Source organism: Microbacterium alkaliflavum (assembly GCF_044325405.1).
GTDB lineage: Bacteria > Actinomycetota > Actinomycetes > Actinomycetales > Microbacteriaceae > Microbacterium > Microbacterium alkaliflavum.
Window position 1 is genome coordinate 889,627 of sequence record NZ_JBIQWL010000001.1, and the last position, 25,447, is coordinate 915,073.

General features: G+C 64.1%; 10 protein-coding genes and 3 pseudogenes. 5 read left to right on the plus strand and 8 right to left on the minus strand.

Annotated elements, in window-relative coordinates; genetic code table 11:
- Positions 1-83 precede the first annotated feature (83 nt).
- From ACH3VR_RS03840 to ACH3VR_RS03850, 3 genes are all read right to left on the minus strand, one after another.
- Positions 84-5,060, minus strand: coding sequence for a DEAD/DEAH box helicase (locus tag ACH3VR_RS03840; RefSeq protein ID WP_396639421.1), 4,977 nt, complete (start codon positions 5,058-5,060; stop codon positions 84-86).
- Complete coding sequence (locus tag ACH3VR_RS03845) at positions 5,057-8,344, minus strand: hypothetical protein (RefSeq protein ID WP_396639422.1); 3,288 nt, start codon at positions 8,342-8,344, stop codon at positions 5,057-5,059. The genes ACH3VR_RS03840 and ACH3VR_RS03845 overlap by 4 nt, the downstream gene beginning before the upstream one ends.
- Before the next feature lie 331 nt (positions 8,345-8,675).
- The gene (locus ACH3VR_RS03850) at positions 8,676-10,517 is read right to left on the minus strand and encodes a GmrSD restriction endonuclease domain-containing protein (RefSeq protein WP_396639423.1); all 1,842 of its coding nucleotides are present in this window, start codon (positions 10,515-10,517) and stop codon (positions 8,676-8,678) included.
- 421 nt (positions 10,518-10,938) lie between these two features.
- On the opposite strand from ACH3VR_RS03850, the pseudogene ACH3VR_RS03855 reads away from it, so the two are divergent.
- From ACH3VR_RS03855 to ACH3VR_RS03875, 5 genes and pseudogenes are all read left to right on the plus strand, one after another.
- Positions 10,939-11,670: pseudogene (locus ACH3VR_RS03855) on the plus strand (relaxase domain-containing protein); the annotation flags it as partial.
- 115 nt (positions 11,671-11,785) lie between these two features.
- A complete protein-coding gene (locus ACH3VR_RS03860; RefSeq protein ID WP_396639424.1) occupies positions 11,786-13,390 on the plus strand; it encodes an ATP-dependent DNA helicase in 1,605 nt (534 codons plus the stop codon).
- A 118-nt stretch (positions 13,391-13,508) separates the two neighbouring features.
- A pseudogene (locus ACH3VR_RS03865) lies at positions 13,509-14,543 on the plus strand (IS256 family transposase); the annotation flags it as partial.
- 253 nt (positions 14,544-14,796) lie between these two features.
- Positions 14,797-15,876 (plus strand): IS110 family transposase, encoded by a 1,080-nt coding sequence (locus ACH3VR_RS03870; protein ID WP_396639425.1) that lies wholly within the window; start codon positions 14,797-14,799, stop codon positions 15,874-15,876.
- A pseudogene (locus ACH3VR_RS03875) lies at positions 15,872-16,072 on the plus strand (transposase); the annotation flags it as partial. The gene ACH3VR_RS03870 and the pseudogene ACH3VR_RS03875, both read left to right, overlap by 5 nt.
- A gap of 512 nt (positions 16,073-16,584) precedes the next feature.
- Here the strand turns inward: ACH3VR_RS03875 and ACH3VR_RS03880 are convergent.
- The 5 genes from ACH3VR_RS03880 to ACH3VR_RS03900 all read right to left on the minus strand — a co-directional run bounded on the left by ACH3VR_RS03880 (position 16,585) and on the right by ACH3VR_RS03900 (position 25,045).
- Complete coding sequence (locus ACH3VR_RS03880) at positions 16,585-20,523, minus strand: hypothetical protein (RefSeq protein ID WP_396639426.1); 3,939 nt, start codon at positions 20,521-20,523, stop codon at positions 16,585-16,587.
- A gap of 391 nt (positions 20,524-20,914) precedes the next feature.
- The gene (locus ACH3VR_RS03885; protein WP_396639427.1) at positions 20,915-21,739 is read right to left on the minus strand and encodes a hypothetical protein; all 825 of its coding nucleotides are present in this window, start codon (positions 21,737-21,739) and stop codon (positions 20,915-20,917) included.
- Entirely contained in the window at positions 21,736-23,232 is a 1,497-nt protein-coding gene (locus tag ACH3VR_RS03890) for an AAA family ATPase (protein WP_396639428.1), read from the minus strand. Before ACH3VR_RS03890 ends, ACH3VR_RS03885 begins: the two co-directional genes overlap by 4 nt.
- Before the next feature lie 656 nt (positions 23,233-23,888).
- On the minus strand, positions 23,889-24,623 hold the full coding sequence (locus ACH3VR_RS03895; RefSeq protein ID WP_396639429.1) for an MGMT family protein: 735 nt from the start codon (positions 24,621-24,623) through the stop codon (positions 23,889-23,891).
- Positions 24,620-25,045, minus strand: a complete 426-nt coding sequence (locus tag ACH3VR_RS03900; RefSeq protein WP_396639430.1) for a hypothetical protein — start codon at positions 25,043-25,045, stop codon at positions 24,620-24,622. The genes ACH3VR_RS03895 and ACH3VR_RS03900 overlap by 4 nt, the downstream gene beginning before the upstream one ends.
- Positions 25,046-25,447: the final 402 nt, after the last annotated feature.

Consider the following 25,447-nt stretch of genomic DNA (forward strand, 5'->3'; position numbering starts at 1 on the left):
CGACACGCCGGTTCACTTGCGACCGCGACGCGCATACTGCGAGCGGAGACCGTCAACGAGTCGCTCGCCACGCTCAGCGCAACCTAACGACCGACGATCTGGTTGATCGCGGCCTCAACGGAGAAGTCACCTCGAGCGTCGACCGTATGCCAACCGTTGGCCGCCATCCAGGTGTCGCGTTCAGGATCCTCGTCGGTTACGACCGCCACGCGCTTGTCATCCCAGGCGCACTCGACCGGCCAGTTCTCCGGCCCAACTTCCAGCCCGATGATCGGCGGTGCGACGCCGAGCTCGCGCAGGGCGGAGAACAACACACCAAGTCGCGAGTCCGCAATCAAAACGGCGGCATCCCAGCCGTCGAGCCCGGCAGCATCCACCGCCGGCGTATCCACCGTCGAGTCAGCGATCACCGCTGGCGCGACGCCGCGATCGAGGAGGATTGCGGCCAGGTACTCGGCCGCGGTGCCGCGGGAGAGCTGGTCGTGAACGCGCTGATTGCGGTACGTGCGAAGGCACATATAGCAGCTGGTTTCGGGCCCACACTCGCAGCTACGCGCGAGTCTGAGTGCGCCGTCCAGCACAGCCGGTAGCGCTTGCGCGATGATCCTTGCGTATCCCGCGCCACCCGGCACGGTGTCGACGATATCGATCGTTGGCGCCGCGGTGTGATAGCTCGAAACGGCGCCGTCGATATTGGTATCCGCGATCTGAAGCACACTCGCCGCCGCTTGGAGAACGGCATGAAGAACGGACTGCGCTGTCTTCTGTGTGTCCTCGCCGCTCCACGCCTTAGGGAACGTCACGCGAAGCACATCGGTCTCGTACTTGTGCGCGAGCGAGAATGTGGACGCGCCGCCCGGACAGTACTTGCTCCGTAGGGGGTCCTCGTGGCTTGTCGGCCAATCCTGGTAGCCGACAACGCTGAATCCGCAGAAACTGCAGATCTTGTAGCCGCGGTCGGTGCTCCCCGCGTTGATTCGTACCATCGATGCCCGCTCCATGACCTCGAATGAGAGGGCACCATGGGGCGCGGGGATGATGCCGGAGTCGACCACGGTGCCGTCCTTGGCGACGCGGGTGAGGCCGCGCCAGCTAGCGCGCGGTGCCGCATCGCCGGTGCGCTCTGTCTCCTTCGAGGCGAGGAAGCCGAAGCGTGGTTCGATGTATTTCTGCGGCACTCCTGTCGGCGCCGACCCGCAGGTCATGCAGGGGGTATCGTCTGGTTCGGCAGACTCCGAGTAAGCGTCACAGGTCTTGCACACGCGGTAGTACACGGGCGGGTTCTCGCGCTCGCGCTGGCGGGCGACGCCTGCCGATGTCCAGATCTTTCCGCCCGCCACGAGTCGAGAACCAGGCGCGTACTCGAAAATGGCCTGCGACAGATCACGCGCGAGATCGAGCCTGCCAGCATCCGCGACCCCGCCCGGAATCTTCATCTCGACCGTGTCGACCGGGAACCCATACTTGGGGATGAGGTTGCGATTCGCGAGGAAGCCAAGAAGGTTCCGCTTCTCTAAGGTGTTGAGCACCTTCTTGAAGTAGTCGCCCTTGTAGCCCTTCTGAGCGCTGAAGGCGTCAGCCATGAGCTTCTCGTAGACCTCGACCTCATCTCGGTATCCCGTTTGGACCTCCTTGAGGAGGTCAACCAGGTGGTCCGCCCACGAATCCCACGCCCAATCGATGGACGAGAGACCGGTTCCCTGGACGAGGCGGGTGATCGTGGCCTGCAGATCATCGCGATGAGCGTGAAGCCATGGGCCGACGCGGTCGGCCGCTGATTCCCCCTGCTGATCAGCACGGAAGAAATCCCCTGCGGTCCGGAACTGCCGTCCGAACGTTTGGTACTCGGACCGCCAGAATCCAGCGAACGCCACGGAGAAAAAGTGGCGCTCCGCCAGTCGCGGATTCGTCGTGGGCACGACAGGTGTTCGTACCGCCCCAGCAATCTGTTTGGCGGGATCAGCGAATACGGTGAGGTCGTGCGACCGACGCTGTGCGTACGTCAGCACGAGCGCCGCGCTGTCGCTGCGCCGCCCTGCCCGACCTGCACGCTGAATGTAGTTCGACACCGTTGGCGGCACGTTGCGCAGCACGACGGTCTGTAGCTCGCCAACATCCACGCCGAGCTCGAATGTCGTCGAGCAGGAGAGCACGTTGATCTTGCCGTCGATGAACTGCTGCTGGATCCGCGCGGCTTCTTCGCTCGTCCACTGGGCGGTGTGCTCGCTGGCAGACAGGGGTACCGCGCTCAAGGTGCGGTACAGGTGCCCGTAGTGCCCGGTATCGCCGGATCGCTCCAACGGGTGCAGGGATCCGGTGCAACGGAAACGAGGGCAGACGTCACGCACGTTGAGGGTCGACATCCCACCGCATCTATCGCAACGCCAAATGCTGTCATCGTCGGTGAGGACCATCGCCTCGATCGCTTCGGGGTTGATCTGCGCGACTGCCCCCAGACTTCCCGCGTTCGGATGGATCAGCCAAGGTGCGAAGTCGCCCGCAGGGTTGGCGAGAACCTTCCACAGGCCCTCGAGGGTCTCGGCGACCCTTGACGTGTCGGCGCCGACCGCTTCGAGCACGCGATGCAGGTAGTCCGATCGAGTGTTCTTTCGGATCGTCGATCCGGTCGATGTCGGCGTCCAGCTGATCACCTTGCGCTGGGCATCCGAGCCATTCTTGCGAACGTAAATAGGACCCAGCCGCGGCTCGAAGATCGAGTCCTTGACATCGACGTTCTCCAGCGGAGCGACCGCTCCCTGCAGCCGAACCGTGCGAACGAGTGCCTGCAAGAGGTCGAGCGACTCTCGCTCCGACATGCCCATTCGCACGAGTGGGGCCAATTGCGCTGCTGAGCGCGGCTCACGCATGCGCCATTTGATCAACCCCACGCCCTCCAGCGATTGCCTGTCATCGATCGTGACGAGCTCTGCCTGCGTCCACGTCTCCGCCGCGCTCTGCCGTTGGAGCGGGGTCGTGGATTCGGGGAGGTACTCGGCTTTCGTCGCCAGCTGACGCGCCTTCGTGGCGATGTCCGTGACAGCAGCGGCCTCGTCCTCGAACTGGGCGCCAGACACGGCTCGGAACAGCATCCGCCGCTGCATCAGTCGCTCGTATGACTGCTCGAGGTATGGTGCGAAGAACGCCGCCTGCTGGCGACTATCGCTGAATACCAGAAGCTTTCGTCCCTGACCGGGAAGGTGTGCGCCGCGCTCACCGATAGCCGGAGGGAGCGACTGGTACAGCGCGGTGGTGAGGACACTCACCGAAGCGTCGTTGCCGCTCTCAAACCGGCGGATGATTCGGGGGCTGGATGCCCCGCACTGCATGCAGCGCTTGAGGGATTCACCTCCACCCGCCGCTCGCGATACCGCGACGAGCGGTGCACCGCAGGAGGTGTTCGAGCACGCACCTTGTGCCTTGGGTGAGATCGTGCCGCACCGCGCGCAGAGCCCGACAGCGTTTGCATTTGCGGTTGCTGCGGCATCCTCAAGGACTGCGTCGTCCTCATCGATGTCTGAGTCGTCGGCGCGTGCGAGGCAGAGCCAGACTGTGTTGCCTGCGAACGACTCCTTCGGGATGAAGACATGGCGTCCTTCGGTGATCACTTCGGAGCCGACCAGGTGCACCCCGCCGCACCGCCGGCACGCAGCAATCTCGAACACACGCCACCCGCAGTCGCAATACTCCCTTCGTGAGAGGGAGAGGTGGGGACCGTCCGGAGAAAGACAGGTGAAGGCCCCTTCGGTTGCGCGGGCGAAGAGATGGTACTTGCCCGAGAGTGCTGGGGTGCCGTCGATGTCTCGTGCTTGCGCGGCCAGTTCGACCAGGGTCGTGACGTTGTCGCGCGTGAAGTCTGGGCGGCCGAGTCTCTCTAGCACGTCGGGCACGGTGCGAGGAGTTCCGCGTCCGATCTGGTGGAGTGTTCGGATCGTCTCCTCGCCGGTGAAGACCTCGAACGGGTTGTCGCCGACCGCGCCCGCGGCTCGTGCTGCTTCGAGAAGGCCGTCGAGAGTCTGGCCCGGAGTGAGCGCCTCGGCGGGAAACTGGCCCCAGGAGGACTGAACGAAGAGCTGCTTGTGTGTCGAGGTGATGATGTCGCCGGCGTCTGCGGAGAATTCCGCACCGAAGAGATCGGATGCGAACTTAGCGGCTCTGGCCAGATCGGTGCCGACGGTGGCACTCGTTGCGATGCTCTGAAGACGTCGTTCGGGTGCAACGCGTTCACGCAGACGCCGCAGAAGATAGCCGATCTCTGCACCATTCGCACCGTCATACACGTGAGCCTCATCGACCACGATGAATTGCCAGGTGCTCGAGCCGGAGCCGAACAACTCGGAGTCCTCAGGGCGAAGAAGGAGGTACTCGAGCATTGCGTAGTTGGTGAGCAGCAAGTGGGGAGGTCGCCGACGCATTTCTTCGCGACTTAGCAGCTCGTTTGGGAGGATTTCGTCAAGCGGATGCTGCTGCTCGAACTTCGCCTCGGCATCCGAGCGTTTCTCGAGAGTCTCGCCTGTGTACCGACCGAAGGTGACTTCTGGGGTTGCTGCGAGCACCTGGCGGAGACGCTTCAGCTGGTCATTAGCGAGGGCGTTCATGGGGTACAAGAGGAGAGCCCGAACCCCCGCTTGGGTATGGCCAGCCTCGAGGTCGCTGAGAATCCGATCGAGGATCGGCAGGAGGAAGCTCTCCGTCTTGCCCGATCCCGTTCCCGTCGCGACGACTGCATTTCGGCCATCACGGATCTGCGTCAGCGATCGCACCTGGTGTGAATACCAAGGTCGATCCAGCGAGAACTCGGAAGACTCCAGCTTGGCGAAAGCCTCACTCAGCCTGCCCGCCCTAATGAGCTGCCGCGCCGACTCGGCCTGTTCATAGGCGGGCGTCAGCTCGAGGTACGGACCTTTGGCCAGTCCCTGTCTCGAGTCCGCCATGCGGTCGATCTCAGTAGTGAGCGCTCGGGCGATGCGAGGGTCGTTGGGAGTGATCAGACTCCCGAGGTATCGGCGGTATGCATCGGTCAGCGACTCGCTGACGGCAATCGGATCGATGGCGGTGGTCATTCGTCCTCCCAACGAGTCATCCACAGTTCGGCGAGCACGAGATCCTGCTCGATGAAGCTCGGTGCAGCCTCGGCGAGGTCCGCGAATCGCGAGCGGTAGCGGGTGAAGGTCTGCATCGCTGCATCATGACCGCGTGCGGCAAGCCGAGCGAGCAAGCTCAGAGAGAGAGACACGCACGGCAATGACGGCCAGCCCTCGCTGCCGCTCCGAGCGCGAATTGGACCGCGGACGCGGTCGCCCAGCGCGTCCTGTAGAACTTCGTGCGTCGCGCGGAGAACCACACGCGACGATGCTGCAGCTTCGCGAGTGAGGGGCAAGACTCGGCTGTCGAACAGCTCGCGTGCGTGCAACATGCGCTGGTCGGCGTTCAGCAGCGCCCCGGGGATGGGCGCCGCAGCACGCCAGACCTCCTCAATTCTCTCGGCCGGCCAGGTGGCGAGGATCTCTGCTTCGTGCCGGAAGGCCCCCACGGCGGCGTGCGGATCGACTCCGTCGTCGAGGATCGAACGCGCGGAGTCACCCAGCACGGCATCGGCGATTTCTAGCAGATCGCTCGGCGATTCATGAACGAGGTTGATCGATTCCAGAACACCCAGAAACGGCGACAGCATCCATGTCGCGTTGCGTATTGGCTCTTTGCTCCCTGGCGCCGTCGCGGCCCAGCCTTCAGCCAGGAGGCGCGTGTGCGAGAGGCGAGACCATGATCCCGCGCGAGCGGCATCCAAAAACGAGTCGCCCTGAGCGCGCGACAGAGCGGCTACTTCCGCGAGGAGTAATGGCTTCGGTCGTGTCGAGCGTGCCGCGCGCAGGGAGGCGTAGACGTCGATTGCGAATGCGAGCGATGCGGGCGTGGCGGGCAACGGCAGGTCGCCGCCCACCCAGCACAGGAACTGATCGTCGAGATCGTCGGCTGTAACGGCGGGGAGGTCGAGATGATGGGTGTTGTCGTCCCGACGCGGCAGGCGGTCAGGCCAGACCGACTCGCTCCACGGGTCTTCGACGCGGGCGACAATGACGGCGGGCCCACGGCCGTTGAGGCATGCAGGCAGCGGAATGGCGACCTCCCCTGCGCCGACCCGGATGATTTCCGGACGGCGCCACGGTGCAAAGTCGAGGTAGACACCCAATTCCAGCGATACCGAATCGCCGTTGATGCTGAGCCGAAGCGTGTCCTCCTGGACCTCGATTGACGACACCAGCTGCCGCGGGCGAACGAGCCCGATCACAGTCGACTTGTCGCCCGCTTCGTAGCGCAGGGAGACGACCCCGTGGCGCTCCGCGGTGTCTGCGATCATCGCCAGGTTGAGCACGGCGATCCCGGTCGCATTTGCGTCAAGGGGAATCGTCTGCACCGTAGACCCTGCGGCGACGACGTGGACCGCGCCGCGCTGTTTGGGGATCGTGTTCAGCCGCAGTACCGTCTCAGGCAGGCTCTCACGCTCGAGCGGCGCGGGACCGGTGCCCGGCTTTGCGACTTTGCTCGCAGAAACCCACATGAAGTCAACATCGGTCACCACCGTGAGCGGACGCGTTCCCGCAGCGCCTGCGATTTCCGCCGTGTTGGCGCTTGTCGCGTTGTCGAGCTCCACTCGAACCGATTCGCCCGGCGTCGTGATCTCGAGCGAACACGGTTCGAGGCCGTCTCGGGGAGTGAACCAGCGGAAGTCGGTCGACGATGACACGGTAACGCGTTCGGCGATCGCGATGCTGTGAACGGAGCCGCGGCCGAGTGGGCCCTGAACGCGGACCTCGAACTCCCCGATGAATGTCTCTACATCGGGCCAGGGGTCGACGATCACTGGAGTGACGTCGGACGCGCACTGACGTGTGCTTAGAACCTCACCATCTGACGAAAGCACGGTGATGGTCCACACGGTGGTCCCGACGCCCGACTCGACATCGACCCGCGCGGCCGGCAGGGTGATCATCGGTCGCTCCGCGAGGATGTAGGAGCCTGACGCTGAGCGAAGGTAGGGAAGCACGTCGACGTCCGCTAGTGCGGGTCGCGTAATCGACGAAACGTACCTCCACCGATAGTCGTCGCCCGCCCGCGGTCGAAGGCGAGTGATTCCACTCACATCCACCAACGCGAACGACCAGCCATCCCAGCCGAACGGCGCATCCAACTGCTCAATGAGCGCGATGCTGCCGTCGTACTCGAGCGCATCGGCGACCGACGAATCGGTCTCGTTGGGAAACGCGACCCACACCCGACCCTTCGGCAACTGCGTCCCGGGCGTTATCGCCAATCGGCTGGTCGCGTCGAACGCGAGCACGGGACAGGAGGTATCCACAATGGGGACGGTCCACTCCATCTCTTCTCCCATGAGCGCGACAACCGCGGAGACTGCCGGGCGGCTGATGGCTTCTCGCGTCCGATCCGGGGTGTCGCCCGGCCACGGAGCGCGAACGCGACGGAAGCGAGACTCGCCCGCAACCGTGATCTGCCAGGCGACGTCACGATTGAGGTGCTGCTCGAGCGGGGGCAGGTCGAGTTGGATCTCGCCGCTGACGAAGGCGAGCCGCGGAACAGAGCGCGAAACCCGACGTCGACTCCGGCGAGCGGTTGCTCGGACGCGACCGCTCGTCAGGAGGCGACGCAGCTCATCCCCGAGGTGCGTGGGGAGGGACTCGAGCGAGAGGGCATCCGGCGCTGCTGACTTGGCGAGATCCAGAGCGTCCAGGAATCGGTCGATGAGGTCTGCAGCAACTTCCCCGCCGCTGGTGAGGAACCGCCACGTCGGCGCATCGAGGCCCTTTGCTGCCGCCGCGCCACGGGTGAGGCTCGAGGCCCACGAACACATACCGGCGCCCGTCAGCTCGAAGCTCGACGCGTCGCGCTTCTGGAGGACTGTGACTAAGTCGGCCACGCTGGCAACGGGGATGCCGGCATGCATGAGAATCTCGCCCAGATTGCGAAGGGGAGTGTCGAACCGGGAGAGGCCGAGAAGATCGAGCCCATAGCGGAAGGTGTCGGAGAAAAGCCCCTGAACTTGCTGCGTCATCGGCGATCCGACTACCTCGCCGACTCGTGGCCAGAAGGTACCTTCGTCGTATTTCGATGACGCAACCGCCGTGAGACCGACGAGCAGGGTCGGCGCGTATCGCTTCAGAACCGCGGCTCGGTTTCCCCCGCCAGCGGCACTGCGCAGCGCGCGGTCGGACAGGTCCCGGAGCGCTGAGGTTGCTTCAGCGATGTCGATGTTCGCTTCGGTCACCAGCGAGAGACCTTGAAGGCGCCTCCGCCACTCTCGATCCTGCTCCCTGAACTGTTCGACATCCATGTCCCCACTACCCCAAATCTCCACGGAGCTGAGCCCCGATTGAGCAAAGCTTTGCAGACTATCGGCGCGCGCCGACATGAGGTGAGTCGGCGCTGAGCCAATTCGATTGCGCCTCGGTCTCGAGCCGTGCTGGGATCCGATTCGAAGGGACTCGAAGCCCAGACTCGGAGCCGCGGTTCCGCGGCATCGACCCGCGCCCCGCCCGCTCCGCGCGGCGGGTAAGACTCGCGAGTGGATCGTCCGGGGCATTTACCAAAAGTGGCGTGGCGCGTCTGCCCCCGATCGCGCGGGACAGGCCGGTGTCAGCCAACGCCGACGCGAGGTAGGCAGATCACTTAGTCTCGTCGGGGAGCTCTTCAATCTCTGTGATCTCGAATCGAGCCGAGTCCTCGCCGGCAATGCCCTGATCTATATCGCGCGGGACCGCCTTGCCCATGGCCTTTTCGACAAGAGCACATAGCCGTTCGCGACGCTCCATGAAGAATGCGTCGAAGGCGTCGGCCCGAAGCAGGTTCGACGGCACAAGATGCGCCTCGATCAGGCCATCGAGCGTTTCCGGACTGATCTGGGCCTTCTTCTCGATTGTTTGCGTGTAGAGAGAGGGGGCACCCCCGAGGATTGTTCGGTTGGTGCTGGCGGAGATTGCTGTCTTGTTGACAATGCTCTCGCGGCGCTCGTCGTCGATGCCGTGGTCATTGCACCACTTCTGCGGGAAGATGTGATGGATGTCCATGGCGAGGTTTGCATATTGCACCATGTCGAGCGCCTGGTCGAACATCCAATCGCGCGCGCCGTTTCCGAGCAGCAGAGCATAAATACCCTTATAGGCGGCAGCGTTCCGGGTGCGCAGGGAATGGAGTCTCGATTCAACGAAGGTGGCGTCGTTGACGGTGTTCGGCGTCGAGGCGCCTGGTAGCCCCAACGCCCACGCCGGCACCTGCTCCAGATCCCGCACAAAACGCGTCTCGATTGCTGCACCGTAGAGCTCGCCAAGGATGCCGCACCAGAACCATCGAACCACCCTCTCGCGCGGCCCGAGCAAGTCCGCGTCTCTACCCATAACGACTCGGATGACAGCAAGCGGAACAAGCTGTTTGGGGTACGGGAGGAACTTGGTGTCGAAGATGTGAAGGTCGGCCAAGAAAGTAGATGCCCAAGTAAACGCTTCTCGCAACGGCTCAATCCATTCGAGATAGTCATCGAGCGTTAGCTTCAATACGTCTTCGCGCTTCGCCGACACCGCTGGTGGCCGGGGGCTCGTGTCGGCGAGGTTTCGCTTGCGAGTGGCAAGCAGAGTTACCGCTTGCAGAAGGTCAGTGTTCTCCAGCCCGGCGAGCACAGGGTGAGGCGCGAACCTCGCCTGCGTCTCCTTCCAGTCATCGTTGAGTCGAAAATCCGTGCCGTGCTTCTCGAAGTACGCCGGGTCGCCGGCAAAGGTTGCCGTAAGTAGTTCGAACACGTTGAGTGCGAGGCCGCCGGTGTTGACCTTTTCGAACACGGTAGCCACCGCAGCCTTGCTCGTCTCCTTGTCGAGCTCGATCGCCGGAATGTTGTACGTGCCGCAGGGCTGAATGAACTCCCGATTGAAGTTGCGGACCAGATCGCGATCGTCCAACTCGAACAGCCACGACATAGCGTCGCCGAAGAGGAGGTTGACTGGAAAGACCCGGGCTCCGCGCTCCTTGTCCGGCGTCGAGTAATCCTTCTCAATGACTCGCCCGAAGTCGGTTCGGATCAGTCCGTCCGCTGGCACTGAGATGACGGCCTCATCCACGCGATCTTCGCCTTGGAGCGCGAGCTCCATGTCGACGTAGTAACGCCGGTCCATGAGCTTGCCACGAGCATCCATCGTATGAACGATGCCATCCCCTGTAAGGGCCTGGGTGAGTGATGTCAGTCGCTGCTGACCGTCGAGAAGAAGCCATTCCGCGTGGGCAGAGCTCGGCGGATTCGTGCCCTCCACAGGGCGGGGCTTGAACCGGATTTGGTCGCTGCCTGTCTTCAGGAGCATCACTACGCCTAGCGGATGCCCGCGAAGAATCGTCACCAAGAGCGCGCGAATACGTTCGTCTTCCCACTTGTACCCGCGCTGGAAGTCCGGAAGCTGGATCTTCCCGGTGGTCGTCCACTTGAGGAAGTCACTCAGTTCGTATAGCGGCGTTTGGAAGCCCACCCTGCGCCTCGCATTTCTCGACTCGAATCTCCCCACCAGTATGGCGTCGGTAACTCGATGGAGCTGTGGGGTACGGTGACGTTGCCGGAGCCGCTCCTCTTGGTGATTGTTCGGAAGGCCGACCACGGCTGGACCGTTGCGTACGCTGAGCGCGGCCATCGTCAAGATGAAGTCTCAGCCCAGGGTCCAGGCATGGAGACTCTCGTGCGAGCGGCGTGTCGCGTCGAGGCGATGGCGGGCTCGCGCACCGCCAGGTGGAATCGAAGCGCGACTCCAAGGCCAGATCCTCCCTCTGCGCCACACCATGTGATGCACGCAGGCACCCTGGGTGAGCGGCGCCATCTAGAAGCACCTCGCTACAAGTGCCTGCAACGCAGAAAAATCCCTGGATAACCTGCTAAACCGGCCCTACCCTGGCGGCATGCGAGGAGGTCTCGAACGCTGGAAGCGGGGTGTCGAATCTCGCGGGGTGCGACAGGCGATCGCCTACGCGCTCGAGGGCACGTGCGACGCCCATCTCCAGCATCCGATCGGCGTTGAAGCGCTGGAGGCGTACAGCGCGGCATCCGATTCAACCGTCTCGCGGTTCATCGTCGAGAACGGCGTCATCACCTCCGACGAGCTCACGCTCGGCGGCCTTCGCGTCTGGCTCACGGGGCACGACCCGATCACGGGGGAGGAGCGCGGCCACCAGCGACTGACGCCGGACGCCGACCTGCTGCTCGACGGGACGCTCAATCACCCGAAGACGTACAGCATCGCCGCGCTGCTGCATCCCGAACTCGCTGCCGAGTTCGAAGCGCTCCAGGATCGGCTGCGCGCCCGCATCCTGCTCACCTGGCAGACCGAGCTCAACGCACGGCGCGGGCACGGCGGCCTCATCCGCGAGGACATCGTCCGCATCGAGGTCGTCGAGCTGCAGCATCGCCGCTCGCGCGCGCTCGACCCGCACATCCACCGGCACCTGTGGCTGAACATCAAGGTGCTCGGCGCGGACGGCAAGTGGTCGAACCTCGACTCGCGCGTCGCGATGAAGCTGCACACCGTCGTCAACGCCGAGGGCGAACTCGCCGCGCGTACCGACCCGGCCTGGATCGCCGCACTCGCGCGCCACGGGTACACGCTCGACCCCGCGGGGGGGGATCGCCGAACTTACCGGGGCCATCCGTCCGCTGTCGCGGCGGTCGGCTCAGATCGAGGCCAATCGCGCGCGCCTCATCGCGGAATGGTCGACGGCACACGGGGGAGCGGGTCCGAGCCTCGAGGTGTTGCATCAGATCGACCGGCGCGCCTGGGCGGTGTCGCGGCCGAACAAGCCGGCCGATCTCGACGAGGTGTCGTGGGAGGCGCGAGTCCGCGACGAGATCGCCGCGATCGATCCGGGCCTGGTCGCCGCGCGAGCACCCATCGTCATCGACGCAGCAGACATCGACACTCTCGATCTCGACCTGCTCGCAGCCATGGCACTCGTCGACGCGGACGAGCGCTCGACGTCGTCCGGCGGACGGTTCAGTCGCTTCGACATCCGTGCCGGTGCAACGCGCGCGCTCTCGCGCACGGGCATCGTTGCGCCGCGTGATCAGCTCGATGACGTCATTGCAGAGATCGGCGCGCGGGCTGCCAAGTCCGTCGTACGGCTGGTTGCAGCGGGCGCTCCTCCGCACGTCAAGGCGTTCATGGCGACTGAGACGGTGCGCGCGAAGATGCGTCTCGCGGGTCGCCTGGACGCACTCGCTGCGCCCGGACGTTCCCTCTTGCCCGGGGAGTTGCGACGGCTTGCATCGAACGAGGATGTGTCGATCCTGGATGCCTCGCAGAACGTTGCAGCGTGCGCCATTGCCGGAACGGATGGGCTCGTGACGGTGACGGGTCCGGCGGGCACAGGGAAGACCACGATGCTGCGAACCGCGTTCCACGCCCTCACGGCGCAGCGACGGCGGATGCTGGTGGTCGCGCCGACCCGGAAGGCGGCGTCGGTGGCGGCCCAAGAGATCCGGACCGCGGCGGCCAGCATCCATGCCCTGCTTGCCGATCATGGCTACCGCTGGAGTACCGACGAGGCCGGCGCGAAGGTGTGGATGCGTCTCGCCGTCGGCGATGCCGACCCGATGATGGGCGGCAAGTATGGCGGTCCAGCGCATTGGTTGTTGCGTGGCCGCGACCGGATCGTCGTCGACGAGGCCGGCATGGTCGACTTGCAGACCGCGAACGTCCTCATCGAACTCGCGCTCGAGCACCGGGTCGGTCTCGCGTTCGTCGGCGATCCGTATCAGGCGTTGCCGGTCGGGCATGCGGGGGCGATGGCATCCGCGATCCGGCACGCCAACGCATCCGTCGAGCTCGACACCGTGCACCGGTTCCGGGACCCCGAGTATGCGGCGCTCACACTGCGGCTGCGCGACGCGGGAGACCGTGAGCACGCGCTGGCTGTTGCCGGCGAGCTGGCGCAGCGCGGCCACCTCGAACGGGTCGATCACCACGACGCGGCGCGTGAGCGAATGATCGACGCCTACTTCGACTGGCACGCGCGCGGCAAGCGGGTCACGCTCGTGTCTGGAACCAACGCCGAGGCGGACGCCATCAACGATGCCATCCAGCAGCGCCGTGTCGACCAGGGCGAGCTCGATGCCAGCATCGTCGCCTGGGGGATGGGGGAGCAGCGCATCCTCGTCGGCGACACCGTGCAAACCCGCCGCAATGACCGGCTCACCGGCGTCGACAACCGCGCGCAGTGGATCGTCCGTGGCATCCACGACGAGTTCGTGATGCTCGCGTCCGTCAGCGACAGCGGCGAGCTGCGGCACATTCCCCACGACTATGCGCGCGAGCATCTACAGCTCGCCTACGCGTCGACGGTGCACGGAGTTCGGTGACGTCCCCTGTGGTGGTGGAGATTCCGACCGGGTTGCCGGCGTCGTAGACGTTGGTGAGCCATCGTGCGATGGTCAGTGAGAACCGGCTAAAGCTACTCACAGAAGGACACAACGCACGATGGCTCTTGACCAGTCTGCCCTCCTCGAGCTCCTCGGGGAACTGAAACTCACCGACGTCAGCGACCGGATCCGGGTCGCGACCGAAACGCTCTTCCAGGAGTTGATCGACGCGGAGGCTGCCGCGTTCATCGGCGCCGCCCCGTACGAACGCACCACCGACCGGATCGCGGTCCGCAACGGCACCCGCCCGAAGACCGTGTCGACCACGGCCGGGGACCTGGAGTTGCGGATCCCGAAGCTGCGGCAGGGGTCGTTCTTCCCGTCGCTGCTGGAACGTCGCCGTCGAGTCGATCAGGCCCTGTTCGCGGTGGTGATGGAGGCGTACGTGCACGGCGTCTCTACCCGCAAGGTCGACGACCTCGTGAAAGCACTCGGCGTGGACACCGGGATCTCCAAGTCGGAAGTGTCACGCATCTGCGCGAATCTCGACGAGGACGTCGCCGCGTTCCGGGACCGGCCGCTCGCGGACACCACCTACCCGTACGTGTTCCTCGACGCGACCTACTGCAAAGCCCGCGTCGGCCGCCGGGTCGTGTCCCAGGCGGTGGTCGTCGCGATCGGAGTCGCTGCGGACGGGCGCCGGGAAGTGCTCGGGTTCGAGGTCGGGGAGACCGAGTCGCAGCCGTTCTGGACCACGTTCCTGCGCTCCCTGAAAGCGCGCGGGCTGGGCGGGGTGAGGCTCGTCATCTCCGACGCGCATACCGGGCTGATCGCCGCGATCGACACCGTGTTCACCGGCGCGAGCTGGCAACGATGCAGGGTCCATTTCATGAGGAACGTGCTCACCGCCGTCCCGAAAGCGGCCGGCCCGATGGTCGCGTCGATCATCCGCACGATCTTCGCCCAACCCGACACCGAGCACGTGTTCACCCAGTTCCACGAAGTCACCCGCATGCTGACCCGGTCGCACCCGAAGGTTGCCGAGATGCTCGAAGACGCGAAGGACGACCTGCTCGCGTTCTGCCAGTTCCCGTTCCAGCACTGGCGTCAGATCTGGTCCACGAATCCGCTGGAGCGGGTGAACAAGGAGATCCCAGTGTTGAGCTGGAGGCGCCTTCCGGCTGTTTCGGCGGCCGCCTAGGTTGTGACCGTGGCGGGTCTGACTCGAAAGAGATCTCGACGACCCACATCGCTCGAACGGCGCTGGGCCTGTCTTCCGTTTGAAGTGTCGGCCCGCCGCGGTCACAAGGGAACCGCGCTGACTTGATGAGAGCGTCGATTACTCGACTGGGATGTTGTCGCGCTGGCTCCCGCCTCCAGATTAGGCAAGCGCAAGGGAGCCCACTATGGCCAGCATCATCATCGGCGTCGATCCTCACAGGAAGGTGCTCACCGCCGCCGTTCTCGACGAGAGCGGGCGCGACCTCGACCACCAGCACTTCGCGAACAGTCGGCGAGGACACGAGGACGCGCTGGCCTGGGCGCTGACGATCGGGTCGATCCGCCGAGTGGGAATCGAAGGCGCCAGCGGGCTCGGGCGCCCACTGGCGGAATTCCTCATCGAGCAAGGACTGGATGTCAGAGACGTGCCGCCCCACAAGACCGCCCAACAGCAACGAGGACGATACGAAGGGAAGACGGATCGGCTCGACGCGCACCGCGTTGCGGTGGAGACGCAGACCAACGACCGGCTCGCCCACGCCTTCAAGAGCTCCACCGCTGCCCCGGACGCCCTCAGGGACCAGCTCGCGCTCTGGCATAACGCTCGCATCTCGCTGCGCAAGATCCGCGTCCAACTGATCGGGGAACTCGACGCCCTCATCCACGACCTCCCCGAGCTGGTGCGGGCCAGGCTCCCGGAGCGGGTCACGGCGCGCGCTCGGATCACGGCGATCGCCAAGCTCAGGCGAGTGCGGATCACGGACCCTGTTCAACAGCTGCGCCTGACCCTCATCCGGCATCGGGTCGCAATGCTCAAAGACGTGCTCGATCAGGACAAGGCTGCCGCCGCGGAGCTCGCCAAGCTGGTCGGCGCAACGGGATCCACCCTGCCGTCGATCCCCGGGATTGCCGCGCGGTCTGCGGCTGAGATCCTGCTCGAGGTGGGCGACCCGCGGCGATTCACCGAGGCCGGCTTCGCGCGATTCAATGGCACCGCGCCGATCCCGGTGAGCTCAGGAGAAGCCGGCGGACGCCCACGCCGCTATCGGCTCAGCCGCGGCGGAAACCGCCGACTCAATGCCGCGATCCACCGAGCGGCAACAACTCAGCTCCGATGCGAACCGCGTGCTCGCGAACTCTATGAGGCGGCGCTGAGCCGGGGACACACGCGCCGCGAAGCCATGCGCATCCTGAAGCGACACCTCTCGAACACGATCCACCGGACCATGATCCGTGATGCGAATCAGCCGCCGCTCTTGACATGAGAGCTTCAAACGCCGCACCGACGTCGTCGGCACGTTCCCGAACCCCGCCGCGCTGCTGCGCCTGGCCGGGCACGTCCTCATCGAGCAGCACGATGAATGGGACGGCGCCGACCGCCGCTACTTCAGCGAGCACTCCATGGCACTCCTGCTCGCCGAACCCGAGGAGGTGAGCATCCCCGAACTCACCGCGGCATAATCAGAACAACTGACCCGCACGGTGTCGAGAAACTCCACCATTCAGCGGGACGTCACCACGGAGTTCAGGGCGACACTGCCGACGCGTCGGTCGTCGGACCGGATGTGGATGCCGCTGGCCTCTATGTGGGGCTCACCCGGGGACGGCTCCACAACCTTTCGATCGTGGTGGCGCGGACGGATGCTGCGGCGAGGGAGCGTCTTGCCGAGTCCATGGAGCGCGGCACGCCGGAGCTCACGATACAGGAGGCTGTGAGGGCGGCGGAGGCCGAGGTGCGGCGCGCGGCGCGGAGCCGGGAGGCGGCCGTGGCGACGGGGCCGGTTGTCGGGTCGCCGAGTGTCGGGCGCGGTTTGGGTATGTAGGGCACTTCTTAGAGCGCACCGCCCAGCGGGCATGTGATCGAGCCGGTCCCGCGGGCAGGGGAGATGGCTCAGATGCTCCCGGTCCGCTACCTAAGGGAAAGTCGGCGGACCGTCTCAGTGAACGACCCGCTTGCGCGCGGCGAATGTGGCCTAGGACCGTTGCCATTGGATCGAAGCGTCTAGGACTCGGATGGCAACTCCCTCGGCGCCGCCCCGGGATACGAGGGCGGACTCAATCGCATCATTCAGGAATTGCGCGGACGGGAACTGTTTGCCTCGCCGTCGACGGCTGTCCGCGGGATCCCAGGAGTCGGCGTCGAACCAAAACGCAACGTAGATACCATGCCTGACTCCGAGATCGGGCATGTAGCCGTTGGCGAGTTGGTCACTAGCAGCCGTCAATACATCGGCGTGCCAGGATCCCTTGACTTCGATCGGCAACGTGATTGGCGGCGGGTTCTGGGTGGCCGAGACCGGGACTGCCTCGACGCGGATGTCCGGCCTGTTCGCTAGTCCACTCGGCGAGCCCCTTCGACTGGGAACTTCACGATTCACCGTCGCTCCGGACCGCGAAAGCCGCTCGCGGAGTTCGTGGAGGAGGAAGTCCGACAACTCGTCCTCGGCTTTTGGGCGACGTGAGTGGGTGTCCCACAGTAGGTGCGCGACTGGTGAGTCTGTCTGAAGTTTCACGGCAACAGCGTCCATCGCTGCTTGCGTCTGCTGCCAGAGATCACGCTCGTTCCGAACGAAGGTTCGCCGACCCTCTAGAGCGAGGGTTAGGAGCGCCTCGCTTGGGATTGGCCTCCACACTGCGTCGCCCGCCCTGCGCTCGACGTCCACCAGGGCGCGTCTGAGGCTCGCTCGTTCGGGGAAGCGGGTAACTAGGCCCCGGACGGCATCGACGGCGGCGTCGGTTGGCGTGTTGCGGAGTCGCCCTAGCACGTCGTCGCGGAACCGTCCCACTGTCTCGCGGGGGCCTACGGTGTGTACGTCGTCGAAGTCCGGGTCGCCAGACTCAGGGAAAGTCTCTTCTAGCCACAACCAGAGCTGAGCGAGTTCGACCTCATTGATTGCCGGGATGCGGCGGTCATATCCCAGGCGAGGGAGCAGGAAGACGTCACGCATGAACTGAGGGTTGGTGGCGAGTAGCTCGCCGATCCTGGGCCACGCACCCTCGCCGAAGTCCTGAACCAATCGCAGGGTTGCATCAGCCGCGCGTGTCGGCGTGTCGCGCAGCGCTGCGTCAGCAACCCAGGCTTCAAGCGTGAGCTGTGCGAGATCGGGCGCGGCCTGAATCAGGTAGTCCAGTAGGACATCGACAGCCTTCGCAGCGCCGGGCTGGTCGATACGGGAGTGAAGGGCCTCCGATAGCCGACGGCTCTGGAGTGCCGCTAACTCAGTGCGCAGATTGATCGATTCTTCGTCCTCGATTGCCTTGTCAATGATCACGAGAACGGTATCCTCCATTTGTTCTCGCGCGTAGGGTGCCGCGAGTGATATCAATGCGGACTTGTCGGCGGCATCGGCGCCATTTGCCATCACTGGCCAAGCGACAATGATGGGCGCCCACTCGGCCCAGGCAGTGGAGGGGAGCGTATCGAGCCGCTCCGGCGCGAGATGAAGCACGAGCGTCAGGGCCCGGTAGGCGGCCTCAGACGGAAAGTGACGTTTCGGCTGACCGAGCCAGTTGCTCGGTTCGCACTCGCCACGGACGAGAAACTCGAGTGACTGCTGCAAGAACCGCTCATGTGTCGCTTGTGGGAGCGACTCCCAGCGGGCGTGCTTCGCGAGATCTGGTTCGAAGTAGTCGAAGTATCGATCGGTGCCCGGGCGTACCGTCAGTAGGCGTGACGCCTGCCAATACGCAGTCAGGTCACCCGCCTCGAACTCGTCGAGCGCCTCGCGAATGTGCCCATCCACCCACTTCCCGCGCGCTTTGCCGCGCTTTTTCTCAATCTTGGCCATTCGGGACTTTGCATCGAGCCAATACTGACGTGCAGAAGTAGCCTGCGGGGAGTCGAGTCGCCAGGCCCCCAATAGATCGGCGAAGTAGGGTCGTGCATGACTGTCTTCAGCCAGCGACAGTACCTTGTCGATATGCATCGGGTCCGACTCCCTGAAGAGGTAGCGAGCTGCGCGACCCAAGGCCGCAGCGCGCGTTTCTGGGCCGCGATCGAGTTCTTCAAGCAGCCAGCCGAAGTCGTCCGGTCTCAGCAGCGATCCTCGGCTTGAGTGATGCTCGGATACGAGTGCGTATGCGAGATCTTCATCGGCGTCTTCGGAGAGGATCTGCGCCAGGCGGTGCCTGATATCTGCGGCGAGTGAGCCAGCTTCGATGTCGTCGCCGAGTATTGGCTCGAAGATTCGAGCGCGCTCGGCTGACCGGCGTTTTAGCTCATTCTCGGCTTGCGGGTTGTCGAGATGCGCGATGCAGAGCTTGACGATTGCAGTGTCGAGCACTCTTTCGTGGGTCGTGAGCACGGTCGACGTGTGCGCGCGGACCCAGTCGAGTGCTGCGGGGAGATCTTCCTCTTGCAGCCCTGCAGCGAGTTCGTGCATAAAGATCGAGTACATCCCTAGCAGGTTCGCGCGTGGGCGCGGGGCGCTGAGCCGGAGGATGGAGCTCGTGTCCAGGACTTCTGGCCAGAGCATCCGGGCTATAGCGGCCCAGAGTTCCGCGCCATCTTCAAGGCTCTCTAGCGAACCGTCCGTGAGTAGTGAGAGCGTTTGAGACCCGTCCGCTGGGGGGCCGATATCCCGCACGGCGACGGCCGCGGAGGTCCGGATCGATCGCGGTGCGTCACTGTTCTGGATGATCGCGATCAAAGCGTCGGCCAGCTGATCCACCTTGCAGGCTCTGGCCAACCCGATGGCGAAGTCGACGAGCGACCATTCCGCTGACTCCAGCGTGGGGAGCAATTGCGCGGCCAGTTGTGCGTGCACCAGCCCGTTGAGGGCCCAGGACCAGTCGTCGTAGGTTCGCCCGGCTCTAAGGTCTCTCAGCATGTGGGCGACTAGTCGTGCCCGGAGTGACTCGCTGGGGAGGTCGATGTTCGTGAGGAACGATGTCGGATCGCCGTCGATCAGCCACTCGAATCTCGACGAGTCCAGGGCGACGAGCCAGGCGGCCAGTTGCTGGGTTGGGCCGAAGACTCGCCCACCGTGCGTCACGCACAGGGTGCGTACGTCATCGTCGCTGAGGTCCATTCGAATCACCCATCGGGCTGCCAAGTAGTCAGCGAAGGTCGCGTGTGACCACCTCAGTCGGCTTTCGCCGGCGCCCGCAAAGAGTGCCGATTGCAACACGGCGCCGCCAGCACGGCGGCCAATGTCGTCGCCTACACGGAAGCAATCGTCAAGAGTGATGTCGCCGGCTTGCGTGGCGGCGCTCGCGGCGGTCGAGACTGCGACGCGTCCAGAGAATATTGTGCAGGCGGCGATCTGCTCTGCGGCTTCCAGAAGGGCAGCTTCGCTCTCCAACTGCGACCCGGAGTCGCGCCGCATCTGGTTCGCCTCTCCAACTAGGGCAGCACACCCTCGGGCGTACACAATCGCACCCCCGCCGGAGATCTCCCCTTTAGATGCGAATGTAGCGAGTAGCAGGCGAAGCGTAAGTGGTCGCGCGGCAAGGACCGAAGCGCCGTGCTGTTCCACCTCGCTGACGAACCTCTCGGCGTCCAAACTCAGCGCCTCCGCAATCTGGACGACATCGCTCCGACGAAAGGGGAGAAGCTCCACGATCGCAGGACTCGAAAACAGTCGGGAGAGTGCATTTCCTAGTGACGCGGGCCAATCGGCCGTCCGACACGCTACTCGCAAGACAAGTCGGCTGCGATCGACCCCGCCGAGCCAGTCCGCGAGCATTCGCCACAACGTCGGGACACGAGCTGAGCCTTCGTCGAACCCATCCAACGCGAGGACGAGAGTAGTGTCACCGCGCTGCCACTCAAGGACCCGTGGATCCCGAAACACCTGCTGGTACAAGAACGCGTCGGTTGTGTACATCCCGAGGTCAAACTTGGCAATGATGCTGTCGGCGACGTCAGGGGCGAGTAGCAACTTGTCGTTGAGCGCAACGGACTTCCCCATCCCGGGACTACCAAGTAACACCAGGCATTGCTCTGACCGCAGAGAGTTTGTCGGAAGGACAGACAAGTCCGACTGCAACCAGGAGTTTCGCCGTCCGTCCGGCAGCCACCCGTCCTTCATTGGTGGTGGCGCCATGCCCGCTGGAAGCCAGAAGCGCTCCGCCGGGTAGACCTCTTCGTCCACTCGATCCATGTGTTGCCTCCAGGACCCCGACCGCAGATTGCGGACGACACCGGGGTGCGATGGGCCGTCCGCCTGACTACCCAATCACCTCAGGTGCGCGAGCTTGCGGATTTAGTGACTCCAAGTGTTGCCAATGAGCAGGCGTCCGCGACTCGCCGAGCACGACGCCTAGCTCGGCAACATCGTTTACGCGGGATCTCGAGCCCCATCAGGCTCGGCTTTGACGACGCGCCCACTCGTGCAGGGTTGCAACGATCCGCCCCTGGCTTGCGCACTCGAGCATCTCGACACCGCAACTGCGCGCGGCGCTCTCGCCGGCTTCCCACGACGAATGAGCCACCCTGCCGGTAACACAAAGCGCGATGTCGACGGTAGGGTTCAGGCTGCCCCAGCGTTCATCAAGATTGCGTGGAGGCTTGGACTTCTCGCTCGCGATCCAAAGCACTCGATCCGGTCTTACACCCAGTTCAGTTTCGATGTCGCGGAGTGCGGATGGGGTCGGCGCGCCCCCAAGGATGTGGATCCGTCGATCAGAAAAGACGGACGCCACATGCTCGCGAGCGCTCGATGCAGGTTCCCGATCGGCGTCGTAGAGTGCCTCGACGCGAAGGTTGCCGAAGACTAGATGAGCTTCCGCTGGGTTCCATTGGCTGGTACAGCTCATCACCGCATCTAGTTCAGGCGCGTGCTCGGTCGCGTCCATGATCAAGCTGAGCTCTGCGTCAGAATCGCCCAGGTACTCCGGCCGGAGCGCCGCATCATCGGGTGGCGAGGAGCCACGGGAAACTCGCGCGAGCAACCTATCCAGGGCTACCCGCGACTCGCGACGAAAGGACGATTCGCCAATCTCGACATTCTGGTCGGGATAGCCCAGGACCATCAGCCTTTGAATGATCCAGTGGAAGGTTTCGTGGCCCACGGCGAAATCGTCTCTCGCGGCGACTTCGACAACTCTGCGCCAGAATTCGTCCTCTGGCAATGACGAAATGCCCTCGCGCCTAACGATCAGGTGTGGGTCGACGAGCACCGTCACTTGTTGCCCCGACGGCCTGCGATCGCCCGCACGATTGCGCGGGCCTCCTTGTCCTGAGAATCGAAGAACCCACTCGGCCAGTCATCCAAGTTGCCGAGATCGCTCATCCGGAGTTCGCGAACCTCCGTACCTTCCTCTCGGGGCTCTGCGAACAAGATGTGTACTTGGCTCGGATTCGCCCGTCCTTCAGCGACGCGCCGTCGAAGCCGAGTGACAATGTACTCGCTGTGAGTCTCAACAATTATTCCAATATCGGGACGCGCGAAACAAAGAAAATCGGCAAGTCGCGACTGGACCGACGGGTGTAGGTGTAGTTCTGGCTGCTCGAGCAGGACGATTGACTGCGGCGGGGCATCGAGGACGATTGCGACAACCGGCAAGAGCTGGCTCGCACCCACTCCAATAGTCGTAAGGTCCCGCCGCACACCATTAACACTCACGCGGATTCCGCGCCCGAGCTTGCCCTGATCCTCGACCGTGACATCGTCTCCAATCCCGAGGTAAGCAGACCATAGGCCTACTGCCGACGTCAGTGAAGTCTCGCGATCGTTTCCATCCCAGTCGGCATACCGCACACTCGTTGCTTTCGTCGCCAGCAGCTCGGCGGTCAACTCTCCGCGGAGACCAACGGGGCTTAGGCGCGACCGAGCACCACTTTTCGATACGACTTGCGGTTCCTCACGTAGAGGCCCGAGATACCGGATCGCTTCTCCGACCTTTCCCAATATCTCGCTCGCGGTAAGGACCGACTGAAAGCTGGATGCGAGCGATGGGATCGAAAGGGAGAGAAACCTCGGCGTCAACCGCCTCCCGATCGCCGCGAACCCGACCCGGAGCGGGATCGCCTGCCAGCCTGTTTCGGCACCCTGCTCGGAGATTGCGCCCAGAACGAAGTTCAGTTCGGCCTTGGAAACGTTCGGGCGGTTCCCTTCCACTAGCAGACCACCACCCATGATCCCCCGGATGGTGTCGTTTATGCGTGCTCGCCCCTTCTCACCCTGTTGGCGATAGAAGCCCGAGAACACCAGATCCGTGAATTGCTCGGCGATCTCGACGTCGGATGCAAGCGCTCCGGGAGTGAAGGTCCTCCGTAGCTGGCTCAATACAGACGACCTGTCGACCCGCGGATGGAGGGCGACGGGCGTAAGGCCGATGAAGCTGACGTACGTTCGCGACGGCGCGGCGACGCCGTTGATTTCGCGGACACGGAGAAGAGTGTCTCCAGCGCTTCGGTCGGGATCGACTTCGTCGTGGGACCGTTCCGTTACGCGCGAATCGCTCGCGACCAGGACTACGTGGTCTCCCTTCGAAACGATGCACTCAGAGACACGCAGTCCGTCAAGGGTCGTTCGAAGGGACAGTTCGACGACCCAATGCTCTTCGGCTCGCTCAGTTTCGACTACCGCTGCGCACGTTATTGACACGGTGTTCGCAGTGCTTCTAATGACGTCGCGGGGCATTCCGAGCCGCACGAGATTTCCGTTGAGCGTCACCTCCTGACCGCCTGACTGCGCCACCAATAGGAGGCTCTGCAGGAGGCTGGACTTCCCGGAACTGTTGGCGCCAGCAAGCACGACGAGGCCGCCAAGAGGCGTCTCAGCGAACTCGATCGCTTTGAAATTGCGTACCCCCCACGACGTCAAACGCCGCACAACCGGCCGCCCCATTCGCGTCCAACTTTCCGCCATACCCACGTCCCAATTCGCAGTGATCCGATGACATCAAAGCACAACACGAATCACCGACCCTCCCGCGGCGCGTTCGGTGGATCGTCGCGCTGCACTGGCCAGCGCCCGGAAGCTGATGTCGAGGACCGGTCGGTGATGTTCGTCCGCGGCCGCGCCAAGGCCCGAGTCAAGTCCGCACTCCAGCAAACCGCAGCGCCGCGCATCAGTAGCGCCGCAAGAAGTTCTTGCCCGGTAGTGACCGGTTACCGACTCGCGAACACGAACCGGTATCTCTGACGTGCACGGCAAGTGGGATCGTGACGTGGACGCATAGCGATTTGATCGCACCGTCGATCATGATCTAACTCTAGGTTGCGTGACTCCTGGGATCCGCTCGCACGAATCGGACCGCCGAACGCGCGACGCCCGTATGTGGATCGACGTCGGTCCGGCAAGATCGGGGCGATCCGCGACTGCCCCGGCTATAACGACGGGTACTCGGCCGGTTGGTGCAGGCCCTCGAGGTCCGCGATGGAAAGGCGGTATGCAGCGAAGGCGACACCGGTCCGCGTGACCACCGGCAAGCCGTCTTCGCGTGCCATCTCATTCCACGCTTGAAAGAGGGCGACCTCATCCGCCTGGGCAAGGCGACGGCTCTTGGTTGCGCATCTGCCATCGGCATCGCGCACTCGACTGTGGCATCGCTCGGATGTTGCGAGAGAGGTCAGCGCGGCACTCACCGAGCCGCTCGATCGGGTGTTTCCGTAGACGACCCTGCCGATGTCGCCGAACGTCGTCCAGTGACCGGCCGGAATCAGGCGAGCCAGCGTGATGGCCTGCTCGGCCTTACCAAACTCGTGAGCCTCTGCCCAGGCGGCGGCTTCACGATCGGCGGCGATCCGTGCTTCCAAATCGGCTGGGATCAGATGCTCCGGAGCCAGAAGGCTCGATGCCCACGGGGCGGTGCATGCGTAGTGCTCGGGGCAGTACCAGCCCCACCATCCGGCGTCTGGCTCTTTCGGGGTATTCGCCTTCCAGTGTCGAATCATCATCACGTCGTGGGCCGGGTACTCCGTCTCATCGCCGTTGCGGATGCAATAGGTGCACTTCGCGGTCGCCCGGCCGGCGCCGTGGCTGACCTCGTCGTCTGGGTATGCCACTTCAACGAGCATGTCAGAAGGCAAAATCAGCATCTTGCCGCTGTCCCCGCCGCTCATTGCGTGATGCTCTTCCAGAGCGACGCGTTGTGAGAGTTCATGGCCCACCCATCGGCTGGGAAATGAATCGGCCACCGGGTGTCCCCGCCAAGACGGTTGCGCATCCAGCGTGTCACCGCGCCGAACTTCTTCTGGAGCGTGAGGCCGTCTTCTACGCCGGTCAGTTCTGCCAGCTTGCCGACCGGGATCGCCTCCGGAGAAGCGTCCGCGAGGATCGTGAGCACCTGGGCGAACACTTTCACTGACGGCGCGTCGCTATCGCGGAGTTGGCGCAGCTGGTCTTCAGACCAGTCACGCGACTGTGCATCCACTCGGGCCGATGCATCCGCGCCAGACCCGCCGGGCGTGGTCTGGTCTGCGATGAAGCGCATTACTGCGGTGACTAGATCCGCTGGCACCGGAACGTTTACAAACTCGGGCACGTTCGCTCCCTGACTCGCTAACTAGGACCTGAGCCTATCAGTCTTGTATGACTCTTCCCAGACTCTCGCAAGACTGATGCCGCCACGTGGATCGGGCGGGGGTTGCGGTGACCGTGACCAGCTTGGAAAATGCCGCCCTGGGATCAGGCGCTGGGTTCCCGCACACACTGCAGCTATTCCTGACATGGCTCTGATTGAGATCGTTTCGGACGGCGGGCCGCCCAAGTTGCCCGGGCCCTGAAGCTGACGGCTTGCGATCCGCCACGAGTGGTGAGCCAACCGAATGGTCCGGGCGCCAACCCGATGAGCCGATAAGCTCACGGCGACGACGGCATCACTGGGGATTGCCGCTCACTGGGGTTGGGGTACGGATGGGTGAAGGCCCGCGCGACTGGAGTCCGC

Coding starts and splice junctions, on each gene's coding strand:
- ACH3VR_RS03840 (WP_396639421.1), bottom strand. CDS start 5,060: ATGACCACCGCCATCGATCCGATTGCCGTCAGCGAGTCGCTGACCGAT.
- ACH3VR_RS03845 (WP_396639422.1), bottom strand. CDS start 8,344: ATGGATGTCGAACAGTTCAGGGAGCAGGATCGAGAGTGGCGGAGGCGC.
- ACH3VR_RS03870 (WP_396639425.1), top strand. CDS start 14,797: ATGGCCAGCATCATCATCGGCGTCGATCCTCACAGGAAGGTGCTCACC.
- ACH3VR_RS03880 (WP_396639426.1), bottom strand. CDS start 20,523: ATGGGGAAGTCCGTTGCGCTCAACGACAAGTTGCTACTCGCCCCTGAC.
- ACH3VR_RS03895 (WP_396639429.1), bottom strand. CDS start 24,623: ATGAGCGGCGGGGACAGCGGCAAGATGCTGATTTTGCCTTCTGACATG.